At 58.5% G+C, this 17,473-nt stretch carries 21 protein-coding genes; 12 read left to right on the top strand and 9 right to left on the bottom strand.

Annotated elements, in window-relative coordinates:
- Nucleotides 1–28: 28 nt before the first annotated feature.
- Nucleotides 29–490 (bottom strand): PadR family transcriptional regulator, encoded by a 462-nt coding sequence (locus F812_RS0103635; RefSeq protein WP_020084599.1) that lies wholly within the window; start codon nt 488–490, stop codon nt 29–31.
- A 507-nt stretch (nt 491–997) separates the two neighbouring features.
- Between F812_RS0103635 and F812_RS0103630 the strand changes: the two genes are divergently transcribed.
- From F812_RS0103630 to F812_RS0103610, 5 genes are all read left to right on the top strand, one after another.
- The gene (locus F812_RS0103630) at nt 998–1,933 is read left to right on the top strand and encodes a DUF2493 domain-containing protein (RefSeq protein WP_020084598.1); all 936 of its coding nucleotides are present in this window, start codon (nt 998–1,000) and stop codon (nt 1,931–1,933) included.
- Nucleotides 1,934–2,003: 70 nt separating this feature from the next.
- A complete protein-coding gene (locus F812_RS26325) occupies nt 2,004–2,417 on the top strand; it encodes a hypothetical protein (protein ID WP_156827201.1) in 414 nt (137 codons plus the stop codon).
- Nucleotides 2,414–2,836 (top strand): hypothetical protein, encoded by a 423-nt coding sequence (locus F812_RS0103620; RefSeq protein ID WP_020084596.1) that lies wholly within the window; start codon nt 2,414–2,416, stop codon nt 2,834–2,836. Before F812_RS26325 ends, F812_RS0103620 begins: the two co-directional genes overlap by 4 nt.
- Before the next feature lie 1,022 nt (nt 2,837–3,858).
- A complete protein-coding gene (locus F812_RS26320; protein WP_156827200.1) occupies nt 3,859–4,149 on the top strand; it encodes a hypothetical protein in 291 nt (96 codons plus the stop codon).
- Nucleotides 4,150–4,269: 120 nt separating this feature from the next.
- Entirely contained in the window at nt 4,270–4,872 is a 603-nt protein-coding gene (locus F812_RS0103610) for a hypothetical protein (RefSeq protein ID WP_020084594.1), read from the top strand.
- Nucleotides 4,873–4,913: 41 nt separating this feature from the next.
- Here the strand turns inward: F812_RS0103610 and F812_RS0103605 are convergent, their stop codons facing one another.
- From F812_RS0103605 to F812_RS0103580, 6 genes are all read right to left on the bottom strand, one after another.
- Nucleotides 4,914–5,189, bottom strand: a complete 276-nt coding sequence (locus F812_RS0103605) for a hypothetical protein (RefSeq protein ID WP_020084593.1) — start codon at nt 5,187–5,189, stop codon at nt 4,914–4,916.
- Complete coding sequence (locus tag F812_RS0103600) at nt 5,186–5,563, bottom strand: hypothetical protein (protein ID WP_020084592.1); 378 nt, start codon at nt 5,561–5,563, stop codon at nt 5,186–5,188. The genes F812_RS0103605 and F812_RS0103600 overlap by 4 nt, the downstream gene beginning before the upstream one ends.
- Before the next feature lie 11 nt (nt 5,564–5,574).
- Entirely contained in the window at nt 5,575–5,955 is a 381-nt protein-coding gene (locus tag F812_RS0103595; protein WP_020084591.1) for a hypothetical protein, read from the bottom strand.
- Nucleotides 5,952–6,329 carry a hypothetical protein gene (locus F812_RS0103590; protein WP_156827199.1) on the bottom strand — a complete coding sequence of 126 codons (378 nt, stop codon included), beginning with the start codon at nt 6,327–6,329 and terminating at the stop codon, nt 5,952–5,954. Before F812_RS0103590 ends, F812_RS0103595 begins: the two co-directional genes overlap by 4 nt.
- 69 nt (nt 6,330–6,398) lie before the next feature.
- A complete protein-coding gene (locus tag F812_RS0103585; protein WP_020665353.1) occupies nt 6,399–7,553 on the bottom strand; it encodes a hypothetical protein in 1,155 nt (384 codons plus the stop codon).
- Nucleotides 7,554–7,887: 334 nt separating this feature from the next.
- Nucleotides 7,888–8,403, bottom strand: a complete 516-nt coding sequence (locus F812_RS0103580; RefSeq protein WP_020084587.1) for a hypothetical protein — start codon at nt 8,401–8,403, stop codon at nt 7,888–7,890.
- 354 nt (nt 8,404–8,757) lie between these two features.
- Between F812_RS0103580 and F812_RS0103575 the strand changes: the two genes are divergently transcribed.
- Nucleotides 8,758–9,933, top strand: a complete 1,176-nt coding sequence (locus F812_RS0103575; protein WP_020084586.1) for a DNA cytosine methyltransferase — start codon at nt 8,758–8,760, stop codon at nt 9,931–9,933.
- Nucleotides 9,934–9,940: 7 nt separating this feature from the next.
- Nucleotides 9,941–10,285, top strand: a complete 345-nt coding sequence (locus tag F812_RS0103570) for a hypothetical protein (protein WP_020084585.1) — start codon at nt 9,941–9,943, stop codon at nt 10,283–10,285.
- 55 nt (nt 10,286–10,340) lie between these two features.
- Here F812_RS0103570 and F812_RS22415 read toward each other — a convergent pair whose 3' ends face one another.
- Nucleotides 10,341–10,844: a DNA cytosine methyltransferase gene (locus tag F812_RS22415; protein WP_020084584.1), complete on the bottom strand. Its 504-nt coding sequence runs from the start codon at nt 10,842–10,844 to the stop codon at nt 10,341–10,343.
- A gap of 766 nt (nt 10,845–11,610) precedes the next feature.
- On the opposite strand from F812_RS22415, the gene F812_RS0103560 reads away from it, so the two are divergent.
- From F812_RS0103560 to F812_RS0103535, 5 genes are all read left to right on the top strand, one after another.
- Nucleotides 11,611–12,327, top strand: coding sequence for a ParA family protein (locus tag F812_RS0103560; RefSeq protein WP_020084583.1), 717 nt, complete (start codon nt 11,611–11,613; stop codon nt 12,325–12,327).
- Nucleotides 12,324–12,743, top strand: a complete 420-nt coding sequence (locus F812_RS0103555; RefSeq protein WP_156827198.1) for a hypothetical protein — start codon at nt 12,324–12,326, stop codon at nt 12,741–12,743. Before F812_RS0103560 ends, F812_RS0103555 begins: the two co-directional genes overlap by 4 nt.
- Complete coding sequence (locus F812_RS22410) at nt 12,730–13,959, top strand: replication initiator protein A (RefSeq protein ID WP_020084581.1); 1,230 nt, start codon at nt 12,730–12,732, stop codon at nt 13,957–13,959. The genes F812_RS0103555 and F812_RS22410 overlap by 14 nt, the downstream gene beginning before the upstream one ends.
- A 776-nt stretch (nt 13,960–14,735) precedes the next feature.
- Nucleotides 14,736–15,053 carry a hypothetical protein gene (locus F812_RS0103540; protein WP_020084580.1) on the top strand — a complete coding sequence of 106 codons (318 nt, stop codon included), beginning with the start codon at nt 14,736–14,738 and terminating at the stop codon, nt 15,051–15,053.
- Nucleotides 15,054–15,091: 38 nt separating this feature from the next.
- On the top strand, nt 15,092–15,532 hold the full coding sequence (locus F812_RS0103535; RefSeq protein WP_020084579.1) for an A1S_2505 family phage non-structural protein: 441 nt from the start codon (nt 15,092–15,094) through the stop codon (nt 15,530–15,532).
- A gap of 373 nt (nt 15,533–15,905) precedes the next feature.
- On the opposite strand, the gene F812_RS22405 is transcribed toward F812_RS0103535, so the two are convergent.
- Nucleotides 15,906–17,396, bottom strand: coding sequence for a tyrosine-type recombinase/integrase (locus F812_RS22405; RefSeq protein ID WP_083929043.1), 1,491 nt, complete (start codon nt 17,394–17,396; stop codon nt 15,906–15,908).
- Nucleotides 17,397–17,473 lie beyond the last annotated feature (77 nt).

Genomic DNA, 17,473 nt, shown 5'->3' with positions numbered 1-17,473 from the left:
ACCAAAGCCCGAGCGGGGACGAGGACCCTCAGTCAGACCGCCCGGTATAATCACGAGGCGCGCGCGGCCCCTTGCCTTTCGTTCCATGCCTTGCCCCTTTGATGGACTTAGCCTTCTCATAGGACGTCAAACGGTTATCGAACCCAACCAGCTCATGAAGGTGCGATGATTTTTCTTGAAGCATCTCCACCCCCTTTTTTGTCAATTCATAGAGCTTTAACGGTGGCCCAGACTTGGAAGGTGAAGTTCCGGTCCGGGCGATGATTTCCTGCTCAAGCAATCTCTGGATTGTGCCGTACATCTGGGCCGTGTTGACCTCGTAGTTTTCACTTTCTAGGAATTCATAAATTGCCAAGCCGCTCGCATTAGCTCCGAGATATTGAACCGTTCGACATATTCTGAAAGTGAAATCGCCCATCTTTGGGTCTTTGCCTTTGGGTGCAGCAGGCCCAGTAAGCGCGGTTGAGGCGCGCAGTTTCAGCGTCTTCATCGAGTTGTCCTCAGCTTGCTTCATTTGAATTAGCTAACACGCATAAGCTAACGCGGTCAAGCTAACGTGGGACGTCACCGCTATCAGAGAGCTATTCCTCTGTCGCAGGTTGCCGTCCATTCTCACCTTCCGCGTTCAGCCTCCAAGGTCTGCCGACGCCGAATGCACCGCTCTGACGCGGATAAGGTCCGGATCGGCCGGGAAGGCGAGAGGTTGCGGCAGGGTGTTCACCTTGGCCTCGGTCGCGCGGACTCCCTCGGCCTTTCTGAGAGGCGGAGCAGGCCAGAGTCGGGGCCGGGCGCAACGGCGGCGGGAGACTATTTTCCGCCGGGGCCTACGGCCCCTTTGCATCGCGAACAAAATAGACCCCGCCTTGCCGTCCTTCGCTTCGCTACGGCCGCGCGCGGGGTGGCGCGCGGTGCTGCCCGTCCGCGCCTCCGGCTGAGGGTCCGCCGGAAAGGCCGGTGGATGTCACCGGTCTCCGAGAAACCAACGGGAATTACACCCATGGCCTACAACTCCTCGTACCGCCGTTCCGGCTATCCCTCCGTCACCGCCACCGCGCGCGTTGCCGACAACCTGGCGCTCTATGGGCACCGCCCCTCTGCAGACGAGCCGGAATACCGCCCCATGCCGGAGCCCGAGCAGCTCACCGGCGCGGTCAGCTGCCTCTTTTCGGCGATCACAGGCCCGTTCACTGACACCGCGCTGGAACCCGACATTGACGACATGCTGTGGTCATTGGCCAACACGCTGCACCACAAGACCGAACGCATGCAGCGACTGCTGGACGACAACGAAGCCCAGCAGCGCGCCTCCCTCGAGGAGCAGGACGGTTCCGAGGTGCGGTCGGTCGAGCTCGAACGTCTCACCGACAAGGGGCGCGCCCTGATGGATCGCCGCAATGCCTTCGAGCACATGCGCGACGCCGCCGCAGAAGCCTACGAGAACGAGACCGGCTCCGTGTGGCGCCCGCGCTCAGGCTCGGTGGTCAACCGCAAGGCGCAGACCGCGGCCATGGTCGACTCCCGCGACTACCTCAACGCCAAGCGTTACGCGGAGACCAACGTCATGATGCCGGCCGGCACAAAGATTGCCATCGCCGGTGGGTTGCAGTTCCAGGACCACAACGCGATCTACGCCGCGCTGGACGCCGCTTTGGTCCGGTACCCCGACATGGTCCTCCTGCACGGCGCCGCCAAGACCGGCGTCGACCACCTCGCCCTTACCTGGGCTCGCAACAAGGGCGTGAAGGCCATCGGGTTCGAGCCTGAATGGAACCGCCACAACCGTGCAGCTCCCTTCAAGCGCAACGACAAGATGCTCGAGGCCACGCCCGCCGAAGTCATCGTGTTCCCTGGCAACGGCATCACCGATAACCTCGCCGACAAGGCCAAGGAACAACGCATCCGTGTTGTGGATTGCCGCAAACCGGCGGCTTAGGCCGCCTACGGCCCCGGCTTACCCGGGGCTTCTTCATGGCCGGCATCAGAGAGGGAGAAGGGCAAGGGACTTGCGGCCGGAAACCGCCCCGAAGAGAGAGATCGGCCACCCGTCAAAAAAGGAAAGCAACACCGTGCTCCCCATCACAACACTCGCAGCCTTCAAACGCGCCCTCAAACCCGGCACACGTTGGGAAACACGGTCCTCCCATCGCGCGCCAAACGACCAGCTCATCTCCATCTGGGAAGAAAAGGAAGTCATCCACGCCCAGTCCAACGCCGTGGCGTTCTCAATCGGCGTCTCTAAGACTGCCATCGCCGCCGGAAAGCAAAACCCCCACCGCAATGGGTCATGGCTCTGGTTCCCCAAAGCCAGCGCATGCACGTTCACCGAGGGAAGCCTTCGCATCACCCACAACAATGACGCTCAGCACTGGCGAGAGTACCGCCCTGTGCAAGAGTTCAGCAAAAGCCTAGTCCAATGACATCGCACACCGTCTGGACAGTAGCCGCAGACACAGTCTGCGAAGGATGGGCACCCGCCACAATCCATGAGGACGAAGTCTCATACACGGACGTCTACCTCACACGTATCGAGGCCGAGCAAGAACTGGCCGACATTATCAGTGAACGGCTCTGCCTCTTCATAAAAAGCCCGGAAAGCTACGACGGCATCAATGATGCCCTCAACAGCGGCTTCTCCGTCATTGAAGCCGTCATGCGCGCTGACGGCACCATCCTCATCGACGGACAGGAAGAAGGCACCGCACCGCCTTCAATAAGATCCGCCATCGCCAACCTCCCGCCAACAATGGAAAGCCCCCTGCAAACAAATAACAAAGTCCAAAATCAAAAGCGAAACCCGGGCAGCTCTCGATTTTACCGAACACGCAAACCTACCTAGGGGCAAACCGAAGCAGCTGACACCCGCAGGAAACAATGCTCACACCAAATAAATCTTTGCGCCTTAACCATGTTAAAATAAGCAATTTCCTAGGAGGATTCCAAAAGAGTTGCGCGAAGGCAACACGGGGGGTCCGTAAAAACATTTCCCCAGAATATGTCTTTGCCTCCGCCCGCAAACGCGTATCATTTAGATCAATCAACCTTGAATATAGGGAGCGCCTTACCAAACCAATATCCTTCAAATTCACCAGCCATATTCCGTATCGCGTCGTTTCTTTTGCTGGAGACTTTCATGGTCTTGGCCTACTTCAATTTGCGCCCCATTCTACGAATAAGAAAAACGGTTCAACCCGTATCAGCTGCGTGGACCATGCGGTGATCGCAACGTCACGCACGCACGGATATCCATACCGTCAGCGACAATTGTTTCGCCGGCCGCTGGTCTGTCCTTGCCTTTAAGCTGAAACCTATCCCCATTCCCGTCCCTGTCCAACCTCGTCCGTGCGCACGGCCTGGTAAGCCTTTCCGTACGCGACCTCGGTCTATGTCAGATGACGGGTAGTGGCAGGTGAAGCACGCTCCTAGGAAAGCAAGCGCTTCACCTGCCACCTCTTCGCCGCAGCGAAAAATACAGTGGGTCCCTTTTCATTATCACCGGGGACTCCGAGGTCAACAGAATGATGCAAAATTCCCGGTTTCGGCGACACATTACCCTTTCGGTGCATTCGTTCATGCCACACACCCCGCTGTGCATGGACGGTACGATGGCAGGCGGGGCGCAGTCACAAGCAACCCGCCTGCCATCCTCCCGCTCGCCACTATCGTTTCGCGATCCCATTTCACGGCCCCTTCCAGAAACCACGACCTCGGAAGACAAACCACATCAACAAAAGCCACTATGCGCGCTACAGCCAACGACAAGTAATGGTTGGCAATCCAAATTTACCGACGCCAAACTTCATTTCCATCCCCACGGGGACGGAATTCGTCTTCCTTGTCACGTTCTCAGCTCGAGTTCTCATGTCTGATCCCCTCGCCCGCCTCAAAACAATAGACCGCCGCCGGATCATGCTGGCCACCTATAGCCGCCGCATTAGATTGACACGCCCCCTGGCCCCCGAAACCGAACGCCGCATGCAGAAGCGTATCGACGCACGTTTCAATGACCTCACACGCGAGCGCCGTCAGCTCGTCGAGCTCATCAAAGCCGACCCGGTTCTACGCCAACGCTTCTACGACCAAGAAGAAGCGATGCGCAAAGCCGCAACGCCGAACGCCGTCCCTTCCTCTCAAAAGGAACGAGACCGCTAGCCACTTCTATGACCAACAAGGGAATACAATTTTGATTACTTTGTATGCTGAGCGTATTGCCAATGTATCCAAACAGTCCGACGCTTCCTTCCGTCACCAACCACGACGAAAGGAAGACACATGGACCAAACCACGACCACGCGCCCGCAGGGTAACTTCACGATGAACCTCAACTTCCGGCGCGCGAAAAATCCCAACGCGCCCGCCATCACCGGAAGCATCTCCACGCCTGAACACCCGGATCGGAAATTCGACTTCTCCGCTTTCGCCCAGCAGGAGACCGACAAGGAGACAGGCGAGGTCAAAACCTACTACATCGGCCCGGTCAGCACCGCGACCAGCATGCGTAGCGCACTCGCCCAAACCAAGGAGAACAACACGCACTTCATCGCCATCCGCCCCAACCAGTTCAAGATCTTTCAAACCCTGGAAGACGGAAGCCCCAACCCTGACTATGAAGCCTTGAGCGCTGAGGACCAGAAAAAGGAAGACATGAAGCCCGCCTTCTGGGGCAAGTGGACCCGCACTCCCGAGCTTCCCGTACTGGACTGCTCCGCTTGGGAACGCGAACCCAACCGCTACGGACCGTGGGCCAGCGGAAACACGCAGCACCACATGACCAAGGAACAGCTGCAAAGCGCCGAACACGCGGCCGACGCCGAGCCGCAGCGTTCCGGCCGGAAGAGCCGCGCCCGCACCGAAGACGCCGACATAGCCCGCTAACGGCACCAACAAAAAAGCCCCCGCTCAGGGGGCATTTTTGTTTACGTGTCCATCACCAGACCCCGCAGAACCAACCCCAGCCCGTAAGATGCGGATACCGCAATCAAGGCATTCAGCGCCGAGAGCGTCATCGAAGCCTTCACGGCGCCGAGCCTGTTCACGTCATTGGCCCGTTGCCAGAACGCCTGATACTTCGGAAGCGACGTGACACACAGGCCCGCCATCCCAACCGGCACAACCACAAGGCCCGAAACCGCGCCGAGCCCGCAAACGGCGCATATCACCAGCAGCAGATACTCCACCGAAAGCACGTTCACCGGTCACTACTCCTGTCCTCTTGCCGCAGCGCGCTAAGCCCCGCCATGTAATCCCTCTCCCGCGCCACCACTTTGCGAAATTCCTCCCCATCCGGGTAACTCACCATCCCCCGCAAATCCTCCAGATAAAACTCGTCGCCACTTATCCGCACGTTTGAATTGCCCAGACGGTAGAACGTATCCGCCTTTTCATCGAACAGATACGGAATGCCCCTCACCACAGTCACCTCGTAGAACGACACCGTAACCCCCTTCCTCCGCACCTCCTCAAGGGTCATGTCCCGGCTGCCAATCGACAGGCAAGAAAACAAGCCCCGCTCGGGGTCATAGCGGAACTGGATGTTATCGAGAAAAAACGTAGGTAGCTCCTTCATGAGACCTCTCCTCAACGGTCGCGTTCCTCACTTCTACGCACCCGCTCATGAAGGGCTCTGTCCTTGTCCATAATCGCCTTAAACACATCACCCCGTGGAGCGCTGACAGCACCAACTTCAATCAAGGCCGTATAATCATTCACCCCCAATCTCTTCGAAGGATTTGATGCCCGCATCAGTTCATCCCCCACTTCATCGTAATAGTAAGGAACCCCGCCAACCACATAAGCCCGCCACAACGCGGCATGCACGTGCCCACGTTCCACTTCATCCATTGTCACCACGCGGGGCTCCAGCCCCGACGACGACATGAAGACCTTGCGCGCAGCATCGAAACGGTAGCGTTGGTTGTTGAGGTAGATGTCGCAATACCGGTGCGCGTCCTTCATCATTCCCCCCTGTCGCTATCCGCATGCCTCTCCTTTTCCCGCCTCCAGAACGCCCTCTCCTTCGCCATCGCCTTCTTGAAGGCATCACCCGTGGGAATGATCAAACGTTGATCCTTCTCATCAAGCAACTCAAACTGCTGATAGGTCAAAACCATGTGCGGGCCGCCAACGCGCCGGAACTCCTTCAGCCGCTCGTCGTGATAATAGGGGTAACCCTTGATCAGCACGACTTTCAGGCTCGCCAGGTGCACACCCCGAACAGACAGTTCCTCTGCCCGCAGCCTCTTCGACCGCTCCATCTCGTGCTGAAACACCTTCATCGCGTCATCCGTTAGCCACGGCTCGTTATTGAGGTAATACCGCTTCAACTCGTTCATGGTCACCTCCGCCTTCAACGTACGGACGTGCCTATCGACCTGCAAACCAAATTTCCTAGCTGCTCCTCGCTACGCCATATCCCCCTTTGCTACGCCCGCAAGCCGCACATCCACGAGGTATGGCCTTTGCGCGCGGGTCGTCGTGGCGATACCCGCTTCGGCCGCCAGAACATCCAACCTCTTTGAAAACTCGGCCTCCGTGTAAGCAACCGCATTGATGGACAAACACCAGCGCGCATAATCCTCATGCAATACCTTTACCGACAGCAGGTCCTCGCCAGGTTCAATGCGCGCCAACATGTAAGTGTCTACATGGCCCAAAACCTTCTTAGGTACGGATAGGGTTTTCGCTGCCTCAACCTCCTTCGCCCGCCACGGCGTCGTCACCATGAACAACCCGACACCCGAGCCGACCTCGATGAAGCACGCCAAGAGGATGGAAAGCGCGAGACCAATGTGCTCCTTCTTCACGGCATCCGTCACCAGACCAATAACCCCTGCCAAAGCATCCACCTGCGCGTCAGATGTCAGGGGCGTCACGTGTTCCGGCGATTGAAGGGATGGGTGTTGCAGTGCAGCCGTCAGCCGCTGCACCTCGTTAGACGCCGCTAGCTCAACCTTCAGCTTCGCAACCTCCTCACACGCAGCGCGCGTGGATTTGCGGTCAACGGCGCAATTATCGGACAGAACGCCGACCGCCTGCCCTCCCGCCCACACACGTTGCTTCAGCCTAAATGCAATCTCATCCTGCACCTCACGCACGCTCCGCTGGGGCCCTTGGAATGCAAGCGCATCCTCGATGCGCTTTCTCTCCTTTCTCACATCGCCATAACCATCCACTTGGGCTTGGGCCGTCCCCGCCTTGCTTGACCTGTGCTCGGCCGCAAACCCCAGCGACGATACGAACGAGAAACTTGTGCAAATACCAAACAGGGCGACCGCTGCCGCAGCTGAAAGCACATCGCCATGGCGCAATCCCCACGACATCATGAAAGGCGCAATCGCCTTCAGGCAATCGCCGCAGGCGGCGCCGGCACCGTAGAGTTTTCCATCAAGCTCGGTATCCGCGCTGCGCAACCCCATGCGAAAATTAAGCGCAACAGATACAGCGATAAGCCCCAGCGACACCACAATGCCAAAGACGACCACCGCATCAACCAGAAGGCTCCGTTGGTTTTGAAGCTCTCGCGCACGTTTGGATCGCAGCCCACGCCTCTTCACCATGCTTGGTCTTCAGCTCCTCAATGGATTGATTGACTGCCTCCGCAAGCACCCGTTCGCAAAAGCCGTTTTTGGCTTCCCCGGTGACGAGCTTGATAATCTGAAGACTAATGGACATGGATTCTGGGACGCGAAGGTTCAGGCGCATCCGGTACCCTTTGAAATCCGCACGCCGGGTTGTCCTTACCCTTTGAGTACGCGCAAACCGTTCCCGCAAAATGTTGCGGCTATCCGCCATCCATCACCCTTGCTGTTGCGAAGGGCAGATTCTCCCATAAAGGGGAAAGGCGAATAAAGAGAAATTCCCTAGCTACTGCTAGCTACGCCATACCCCGCCCTACCTCTCCCGTTCCTTCCCCCAATTCTGCAGCACAGGCGACCATTCCGCCGTTTCCTCAAACCCCCGCCTTCTTGACACCTCCCTCACTTGCCGCGCCACATAGTCGTCGCGGTCATTTCCCCGTGCGGGTGCTTGACACATGCGGTCTAACGCCATCGCCACGGGATTCCCATTCGCCACCTCATGGCCAAGCAGCTCTACAGCAGAAGGCTTCTCGGCCTTATGATCAATCCATCGTCCCAACGAAGAATTCAAAAGAAAGACCCCCGCAATTTCCCGCAACTCGACGACATCCGCATCCCTCATCTGCCAATCGCGAGCCTCTTCGCGCCGAAAGGTAGAGGCACCAAGCCGCTTCGCCACTTCCGGTACCAAATCCCAAACGAACGATGCCTCATAGGTCATGACGTCAGGACAAGCGAGTTTATCCGGGTGCTCTTCTCGCGCCCGCCGCGCGAGCCGTAACAACTCTTCCGCAAGCCACCTGTCCGAAAGTCGGTAGATCCGTTCCATCTCCACTCGTGTTGCAGCAAGCCGTTTGAGTTGAGCAGGAGATAACAACCGTGAAAATTCCAAAATGCCCTCCATAACCCAGACTACCCCATCGTGCAGGAACGCATGGTGACGGAGGCACAAACCTGCCTACGCGCTGAGCACCGAAACTGCGCACAGCATGAAACGTCTCGCACGCCATCCCGAAGCTTTTTTTCCTAGCTGCGCCAGTCCCCCCTTCCCTACGCTTTGCACCTCCTTCCAAATCCGTCACGCGAGGTCGCGCCGGTAAAGGGAGAGGGAGAGGCGGGTTCCGCCGGGCAAGCCGGTACGGGCACCGAGAGGTGTTCCGGCCGGGCAACCCGGAGGACAACCATGAACGCACCCATCAACATCCGTGCCCTTGAACGCGAAATCCGCCACTTCCACTTGTTCTGCGGACTGGGCGGCGGCGCAAAAGGCTTCAACCGCGGCCAAGCCCGCGTCGGAAAAACAACCGCACGCTTCCGCTGCATCGGGGGAATCGACAACAACGCTTCGGCGATCAAGGATTTCTCGCGGCTGGCCGGCGTTGAAGGAACCTGCCTCGATCTCTTTTCCCGTGAGCAGTACATCGCCTTCCATGGCCACGAGCCGCCGCCTGATTGGCGGGAGGCAACACCGCAAGACCTTCACACGGCCGCCGGTCACGAACGCCCGCACATCATCTTCCTGTCCGCGCCCTGCAAGGGGTTTTCGGGGCTGCTCGCCGAAGGCCTCAGCAAAACCGACCGCTACCAAAGCTTGAACGCCCTCACGCTTCGGGGCATCTGGCTGGCGCTCGAAGCCTGGAAGCACGACCCCACGGAACTGTTCGTCTTTGAAAACGTGCCGCGCATCATGACGCGCGGCCGTCACCTGCTTGACCGCATTGGAGAGCTTTTGCGCCAGTATGGGTATGCGGTGGCAGAAACCACCCATGATTGCGGCGAGCTTGGCGGTCTTTCCCAAAGCCGCAAGCGTTTCCTTCTTGTCGCGCGCCACATGGAGAAGGTGCCGCCCGTCCTCTACGAGCCGGAGAAACGTTCCCTCAAATCCATTGGATCTCTCCTTTCGCGGTTCCCCCTGCCCGGCGATATCGAAGCGGCCGGCCCCATGCACCGCGTCCCCGCGCTGCAATGGAAAACGTGGGTGCGCCTTGCATTCGTCGAAGCGGGTTCCGATTGGCGCAGCCTCAACAAGCTCGCTGTGGAGAACGGGTATCTTTCCGAATACCTGCTGATGCCGGAAAGCCGTTGGGACAACTCCCTTCAGTACGGCGTGAAACGGTGGAACGATGCGTCAGGCACGATCGCCGCGCGCAGCCACCCCGCCAACGGAAAGTTCTCAGTTGCCAACCCGCGCATTGATGGCCACCCGCGTTCGGTGCAGATGGGCGTGCGGCCGTGGTCGGAGACCGCACCCGTCGTCACCGGCAAGATGATGGTGGGTGGTGGCCCCCACTCCGTCGCTGACCCGCGCCTGCAGGGTGCCCCGCTGTCAAATAACACAAAACACCCGTCAAACCCATAACGGCTTCATGAACGACCTGTTTATTCTTGCTCAGACTGTCACTAGCCGTATGGCTGCGCTGCAAACCCTTCTGAATAGTACGCCTGTGTTGGGCGGTTCCCAATTTGTGCGGGCGCATTTGCGCCCCGAAACATTTGAACGTGCAGCAAAGCTGGCCGAGTTTTTAGAACAGGGGAAAACGATACATGCTAGGGAAATTGTATCAGAAATAATGAGTGGCGTGCTGAGGGTCGATGCCGAGTTTTTGCATCCCTGCTTATCGAACGAGCTTTTCCCTCTGGAAAGCGCAGTTTACGGCCTTAGTGCAGGGTTGAGTAAGACGGACGTTAGCAGCCAAGACCTTGCTGATTAGCAGACGCTACGCTGTAGCGGCTGGCGCGATATGGGTGGAGGTTTCGGGTCCAAGGTCAATGGGTGGGATCGAATCCTTGTTGGTGGAGCGTTAGCCCGATGGCGACGGGACGGACCCAAATGGGCGTCGAGCCAAGCGTGAACGTCGCCCCCGACCACGCGAGCAACAGGGTTGTTCCCATAACGCCGGCGATTGCTTCGGCGGCTTTAGGGGGAACGGCGTTTCCAATGCGCTCGCGCCAATCAGCATCCGACAACCCCTCCAGTTCGAGATGTTCTTCGGGGTCCAGCAAGGATTGAAGCGCAGCGAGCTCCAGCGTTGTAAAGGGCCGGTGCCAGGTTCCATCCAGCGCGCGGATGACGGTGGTGAGTTTATGGTCAGGCGCTGGAAGCTGATCAACGCGCGGGTCGGCCAGTGACCAGAACCCATTGTCACGCTGGCCGTGGGCGGTGATGCCATAAGAGGGCGTGTTCCATGGAACAACGCCGTAATGCCCGCCGGTCTGATAGTTCTCCTTGCCGTTGCGGAAGGCGACCGGGCGCGGGTCGGCAACCGACAATGCGCCGGGTGCAACCTGCTGGGCGCCGGTGACGGTGTAGGAATGCTGCTCCCAATGGGTGACGCGTTCCTTCGCGCTCGAGGCGCCGGGGTGCCAGTTGTGGTGACGTGGGTCGGCAACGGAGAGACCTCCGGCCGGTCCGCCGGGTCCGGCAACAGCGGGGGATGCGCTTTCCCACGGAACGATGCGGCAGGTGGTGTTGAAGCGCGGGTGTCACGTTCCCGGAACGTGACAATTACAACCCCCGCCCGACCCAACCAAAATCTCAACCTCCCCATCTCCCCATCTGGGGGCCTCCACATGTGGGGATACACATGTGGGCTTGATGGCCACCCCATCTGTGGGGTTGTGGTGGTGGGGGCCTCCCCATACCCCCATGCGTGGGCCTGTGGGCCTCTCCAACTGTGGGCCTCCCCACTTGGGTATCTGTGGGCACCCCCATGTCCCCATACCCCCATCTGTGGGCTTGGGGGTTTTAGCTCCATGATTTATGCCCGCGTTTCCGCCCGTTCTCATTTCCTACTTGTGGGCCTGTGGGTATCCCCACCTGTGGGCCTCCCCATCTGGGGACTTGTGGGCGTCCCCATAACCCCATCTGTGTATCTGTGGTTGCCCCCACGTGTGGGCATGGGGACATACCCATAACCCCATACCCCCATCCCCACAGACCCCCATCTGTAAAAAATATCACACCCCCTGCATACGATTGCCCATGTCATGAGCGCGGTCGCTGGACAGTCCTTAGATAACGACGCAGCATCCACCCATGAGCACTCAACAACGCGCCGCCATTATCGCCTTCATCTCCCCCAAGGGCGGTGTTGGCAAATCACTCACCTGCCTTACGCTGGCAGCGAGCCTCACCAATCAGGGTTATACGGCCCGCGTCATCGACTTCGACCAAACCGAAACCCTTTACCGCTGGTACAAGAGCAACCCCTGCATCGACCTTATTAAAGGTCTTGAGGTGGAGAAGGGGCCTACCGCCGACATCGACATCGACGCCTTGGTCAACGGCCTGTGGAATTACAGCGGCCACGATTTTGTCTTCGTCGATCTCGCCGGCCACATGAATCGCGTTGCCTTGCTCCTGGCCGCCGCCGCCGACATCACCATCACCCCGATGGGCCTCGATGAGCCCGACGCGCGGGAAGCCCAAAAGCTCAACCGCGAACTCAAAGGCATGGCTTCGAAAATGACGAAGCCGCTGACCCACCGCCTCCTTGTCAACAAGGTTCCCTTCGGAATTCTCCCCGCCCACCAGGCCCTCACACTGGATGAGGTCGATGCCAGCGACATGGTTAGGTTCAAGAACATTCTGCACCTGCGCCCCATCCTCTCGGAAACGTGGAAGACTGGAACGACACCGCATTACGCCGACCAAAAGCGCTTACCGGTCAAAAGGGCCGTCGAAGAGATCGACGCCATAACCGAAGAGTTGCTGGCCGTATTCCAACCCCAAGAAGAAAGGATTGCCGCATGAGCAGCCCCGCCAATAGACCCTTCATGCGCCCGTCGCTCTCCGATGACCGCGGCTCGTTCGCCGACGTCTCGAAAGCCGTGAACGAACACGCGGCCGAACGCGGCATCCCAACCGTCGTCCCAACACCAAGCCCTTCCGCCCAGCAAGACCAGGAACAAAGCACTTTGCCGTCGGCATCGGTGGTCAAGATCTCAAACGCCAAGAAAGGGAAGGGGGCCCGTACTTCGGAACAAGCCCAGTCCCCCACCAAACGCCTGTCCGTCGACATCCCCGACTATCTGCGCGCCGAATTGCGCAAACGCGCCGGTGATGGCGAGAACACCATCAAATACCTAATCTGCCGCGCGCTGAAAAAAGATGGCTTCCACGTCGAGGCCCGCGACCTCGTGGAGGACGGCCGCCGTGAAGCCAACTAAGCTGAACCTCAAATCCCAAGCCGAATTCAGCGATCTTTCGCTCGAGCAAAAGAACAGGTACCTGCAGGAGGTCGCCGCGCGAATATCTGTCATCGAAGGCGACGAAGACCCCCAGCCCCTCAACAAGGAAGCGCTCGCCAGGCTCCGGCGGTTCTACATGCGCCGACGGCTTTCCGACCTCGCCTTGGACACCACCACCAACCCTTTGTTGCGCGACACCCTTAAACGTCTTAGCGAAGCCGTCCACCTTGACGAGGTTGGCCAACTCATCAAACACGAAGCGCCCCTCAAGCTGACGTCCAACATCCTCACGCTCCGCGATGCGCCGACCGAAGAAAACCAACTATCCTTCTTCTCGCCACCCACCTACGACGCCCCCCTCAAGGACGACGTCAACCTGATGGACGTGGCGCCATTCTCGCTTTCCAAGAACAAACGCGAGGAAGGCGTCATACGCTACGAGCTCCCCGACGCCATCATCACCATCGAAGGCGGCGCCGAAACAGGCCTGGCCAACGCCTTCGACTACGACATCTTCCTGCACATGGTGACATCCCTCACCTCCACCATGAAAGAGTACCGCATCGCCGAGAAGAAGGGATTGCGCCCCAGCCTCCCCGCGCGCTGCTACCGCCCCTCGATGGGCGAAATCCTCTCCTTCGCGCGAAGAGGCCACGGGGGTCGCCAGTACGAGCGCATCGAAGGAGCGCTGGACCGCTTGCAGGCAACCCGCATCAAAATCACCAACCTCAACCACGCAGCCAAGCGCCGCGCCTCGGAATCATTCCCCCTCATCGGACGCTACAAGGTCATCTCGCGCACCAAGGGCAACAAGATCGACACTGTTGAAATCGACATTCCGGATTGGGTGTATCAGGGCGTGGTCAACCCCAGCGACAAACCCAGCGTGCTCACGCTTCACGCCGACTACTTCCTCATTGCCAAACCCCTTGCCCGCTTCATTTACCGCCTCGCCCGCAAGTCCGCAGGAACGACGGGCATCTCCGACTACGGCCTTGAGACCGTCCACCTGCGTTCGGGTTCAAGCTTACCCTTCGCCAAGTTCAGAAGGGCCCTGCAAGAAATCGTCGAGGATTCCAAACTCTGCCCGTTGCCCGAGTACAATCTTGAAATCCTGCCCGCCAAGAACGGCGAGAAGCTGCGCATGACCAAGCGCCACGCGCAAATCACCGAAGGAGATCAGCAAGCCGCCTGATGGACAAAAAGCCCGTGCATCGCTTCCTCCGGCTTGGACAAAAATGGCCCCATGCCGCGTTGGACAAAAACGCCGTGCATCATTCCGTCCAAACTTTTCGGGAACGCAAGTGATGCCTTTTCAGGCACCTAGCTGAGCACCACACGCCTTGGACAAAAATGCCGTGCATCATTCTGTCCAAAAAACCCGTGCATCGCTCCCACGCACTCAGCCCCTCAAATCTTCCTGCAAACCACTGACATCATTCATATCCATCGACGGCTTCCCGAAATATCCGTGCATCACATCCTGACCATGCCCAACCGCTTGGACAAAACCACCGTGCATTGATGCCGCATGCTTGGACAAAAATGCTGACCCCACTGATGCACAAGGATTCACACCCCGTCAGGGAAGGGGCCCTTGGAGCAACCTCGCGTGCATCGCTTCCGAGAGTTTGGACAAAACCACCGTGCATCACCACCAACCCCTCGGACAAAAAATCAAAGAAGCGATTTTTGGCCAAGCCCGTGCATCCCTTCCCCTCCGGCGTGCATCATTCCGTCCAGGCCGTGCATCATTCCGTCCGAACCCGTGCAACATTCCGTCCGGCCCGTGCATCACTGCCCAAAAGCACCGGCAAGGCCATATGGGCATTCGTGTTCGTGAACCTGAAACCTTTCTAAAACCTCCTTCTCTATAACTATCAAAATCCTTCAAACCGCCTACGGCGGGATTTTTCATCTTGAAAAGGGAAGGGGGGTCAGTCTCCGTCGCAGGCACATCCATAACCATCCATGCACATCACCGATGCCGACATCCAGAAGCTTGCCCGCAAGCTGGTCGAAACATTCAGCTGGCAAGACCCACGGCAAAGAGGTTTTGAGCGCTACTGGCCTCTTGCAGGCCCGTTGCAATCGTTTTTCGAGCACGCGGTGGGTACGCTTGAGCAAGAGGTGGCAAAAGCCCTCCTAACCGCGTTGGAAGCTGCCCTGAAGAAGATGGCACCGCACTCCTTCCACATGGACGCAGACACAGTAGCAACGTTCCTCGACGCAGCACCGCTCCCGCCAAGGCCCCGCAAGCCCCATCACAGTTCGCTTCGCCGCCGGTAGGCTTGGCGACCTCTGAACGTTCGCGTTAGACTCTTACGATGAGCGTCATCCCCACCTGGACGGCCCCCCTTACGCTCGCCCCGAATGGGATCTTTGTGTTTGGGTCAAACCTCGCCGGACGGCATGGCGCGGGCGCCGCATATACGGCGCTGAAGCACTACGGCGCAATCTACGGACAGGGAATCGGGTTGCGGGGCCGCTCTTATGCGTTGTCGACCATGTCCGCCAATCCCCCGCCGCGCCCCGCCCAAGTCCGGCCGCTGCCGCTTGGCGCGATTACCAACCACGCTGACGTGTTCAAAGCTTTCGCGGCTCAACACCCGGAACTGCTGTTCTTCCTCACCCGCGTAGGATGTGGTTCAGCCGGATTTTCTGACCGGCAGATTGCGCCGCTGTTCCTCAACGCCCCAGCCAACGTGCTGCGGCCGCCGGAATGGGGAAGGGACAGTGCGCGCCATCGAGACAGCGACCGCACATAAAAAAACGGATTGGGCGCATACGCGAGGCCAATCCGTTCTTCGTGAAAGCTTTCATGAAACGCGTAGGTATGTGATTGCTCACCGTCTGGGCCTTGGCGTCGCCGCTGTACCGTGCGTACACGATGCACACACCTGCGGTCCGCACGAACACGATGTGCACCAAACCTGATCAATCAACGACAGGAACTCACTCAATCCGCCACCCCCTGTTGCAGCAATACCAACCTGATCATCCTTGCAACAAATTGTGATGCCCGCCTCCGTACCCTTAGCTACCCCTACGACCTCCTAAGTACGAACGCTCTTCTTGGACCCCTTGCTAAGGGCTTTATCCATTGCTTTTTGTAACGCATGCAAAACCATGAACATCACCTCATTCCCCTGGAACATCTTGAGCGCAATCTCCTGATTGCTGCTGAATTGCTGGCTCAAGACGCCGCTTTCCTGCCCATCTTCCTCCGCATCGAGGCTGCCGTTGAGCACGCGCGGAAAGATGATCCTCTGTCCCGCGCCCGAGCCCTTCTGCAAAGGACGCAGACGGCGGTTTGAACGCCATCTCCTGCATTAAATCACGTGCCAGAAGCAGCTTGGGCCCCGACCCGTATTTCTCACCTTTGGGCGAATGCCCCATCAAGACATCAATCAATCTTTGGTCGCTGGGCTTTGCCTCGCCAAGCCTGTCCCGGAACGTATGCCGCAACGAATAAAACGACTGCCCTTCCAACGGCAGCAGATTGTTCTCGCGCAAATACTTGGTCACCGTATTGGACAAGTTGGTCGGCTTCCCCCGGTACGTCGGGAACCCATCCGGATAACGGCGCATCACCTCTAAGGCGATACCTGCAAGAGGTATGGTCCGCCGCGAGTGCTTGGTCTTCAACTTTCGCTGGTTTTCACGCAAGACGACGCGCGGAATGTCTCCATCGAGGATGATATCCTCCGGCTGAAGCCCGACAACTTCAGACGGGCGCATGCCCGTTTCAGCAACCACGTAGAAAATCGCGCGGGCCTCCGGATTAAGCCCGTCCATGACCCCGTCCTTTAAGAGCACGTCTTGAACAAACTCGCGCGTGAACCCCGTACGCTGTTTCTTCTCCCCGCCCTTGAGACGCATGCCCACAAACGGGTCGCTGATATTGATTTTTTCTTCATCCACCACCGCCCGGAACATCGCAGCAACAGTGCCGATATTCTTATTGGCCGTGTTCACGTCCATACGGTCCTTCAACACCTCTTCCTTCAGCGCATCACGATACGTGCGCACATCAGAGACCGTGAGCACCTCAACAAGTTTGTCACCTCCGACGAATTTTAAGAACCGCCCCAGCATCTGATCGCGCTGATTGCGCCAACGGCGACATTGCTCTGCCGACTTCCCCTTCAATTCCACAGCCTGAATGACCTCATAGTCATCCACCAACTGAGATAGCCGCCTAGAGCTGCGTGGCGAGGGCAGCAGACCAAACAATGCCGATCCGGCAACGGGAAGCTCTTTTTTTCCAGACAGCGCTTCCAAAGCATCCAGCCGCTTCGTCAGCTCGTCGATGGGAGAGGCGCTAAGAGCCTCCAGTTCGAGATATGGGAACCCGAACCTCCCTGCCAACTCCACAGCTGCATTTGCACGCTTCACCGCGTGAGGGTCGATGCCCGAAGCGAGGTCGCGCCAGTATCGTTGCAGGTCAGCATCCAGCTTTGCCACCACATGCTTGGCCGCAACCGCCCTTGGGTCGTCGGTAATCCGAATTCCCGTCGTCACCCTGACCACACCTCTTCGGTCAAGCATCGAGAACGCACGGGGCACTTTCCGCACCAAGTACCAGAAGCCAAATCGTTTGTGGGGAACCGGAGCATTTGAACGTGTCATGGGCCGACCTCCATTGTGGACGGCAACCCATATTTCACATGGGACGGTTGCCCTCCAGGTTGGATTACAAAGCCCCC

It is taken from the genome of Hyphomicrobium zavarzinii ATCC 27496 (genome assembly GCF_000383415.1).
Classification (GTDB): domain Bacteria; phylum Pseudomonadota; class Alphaproteobacteria; order Rhizobiales; family Hyphomicrobiaceae; genus Hyphomicrobium_C; species Hyphomicrobium_C zavarzinii.
This window is presented reverse-complemented; position numbering and strand designations above follow the sequence as displayed.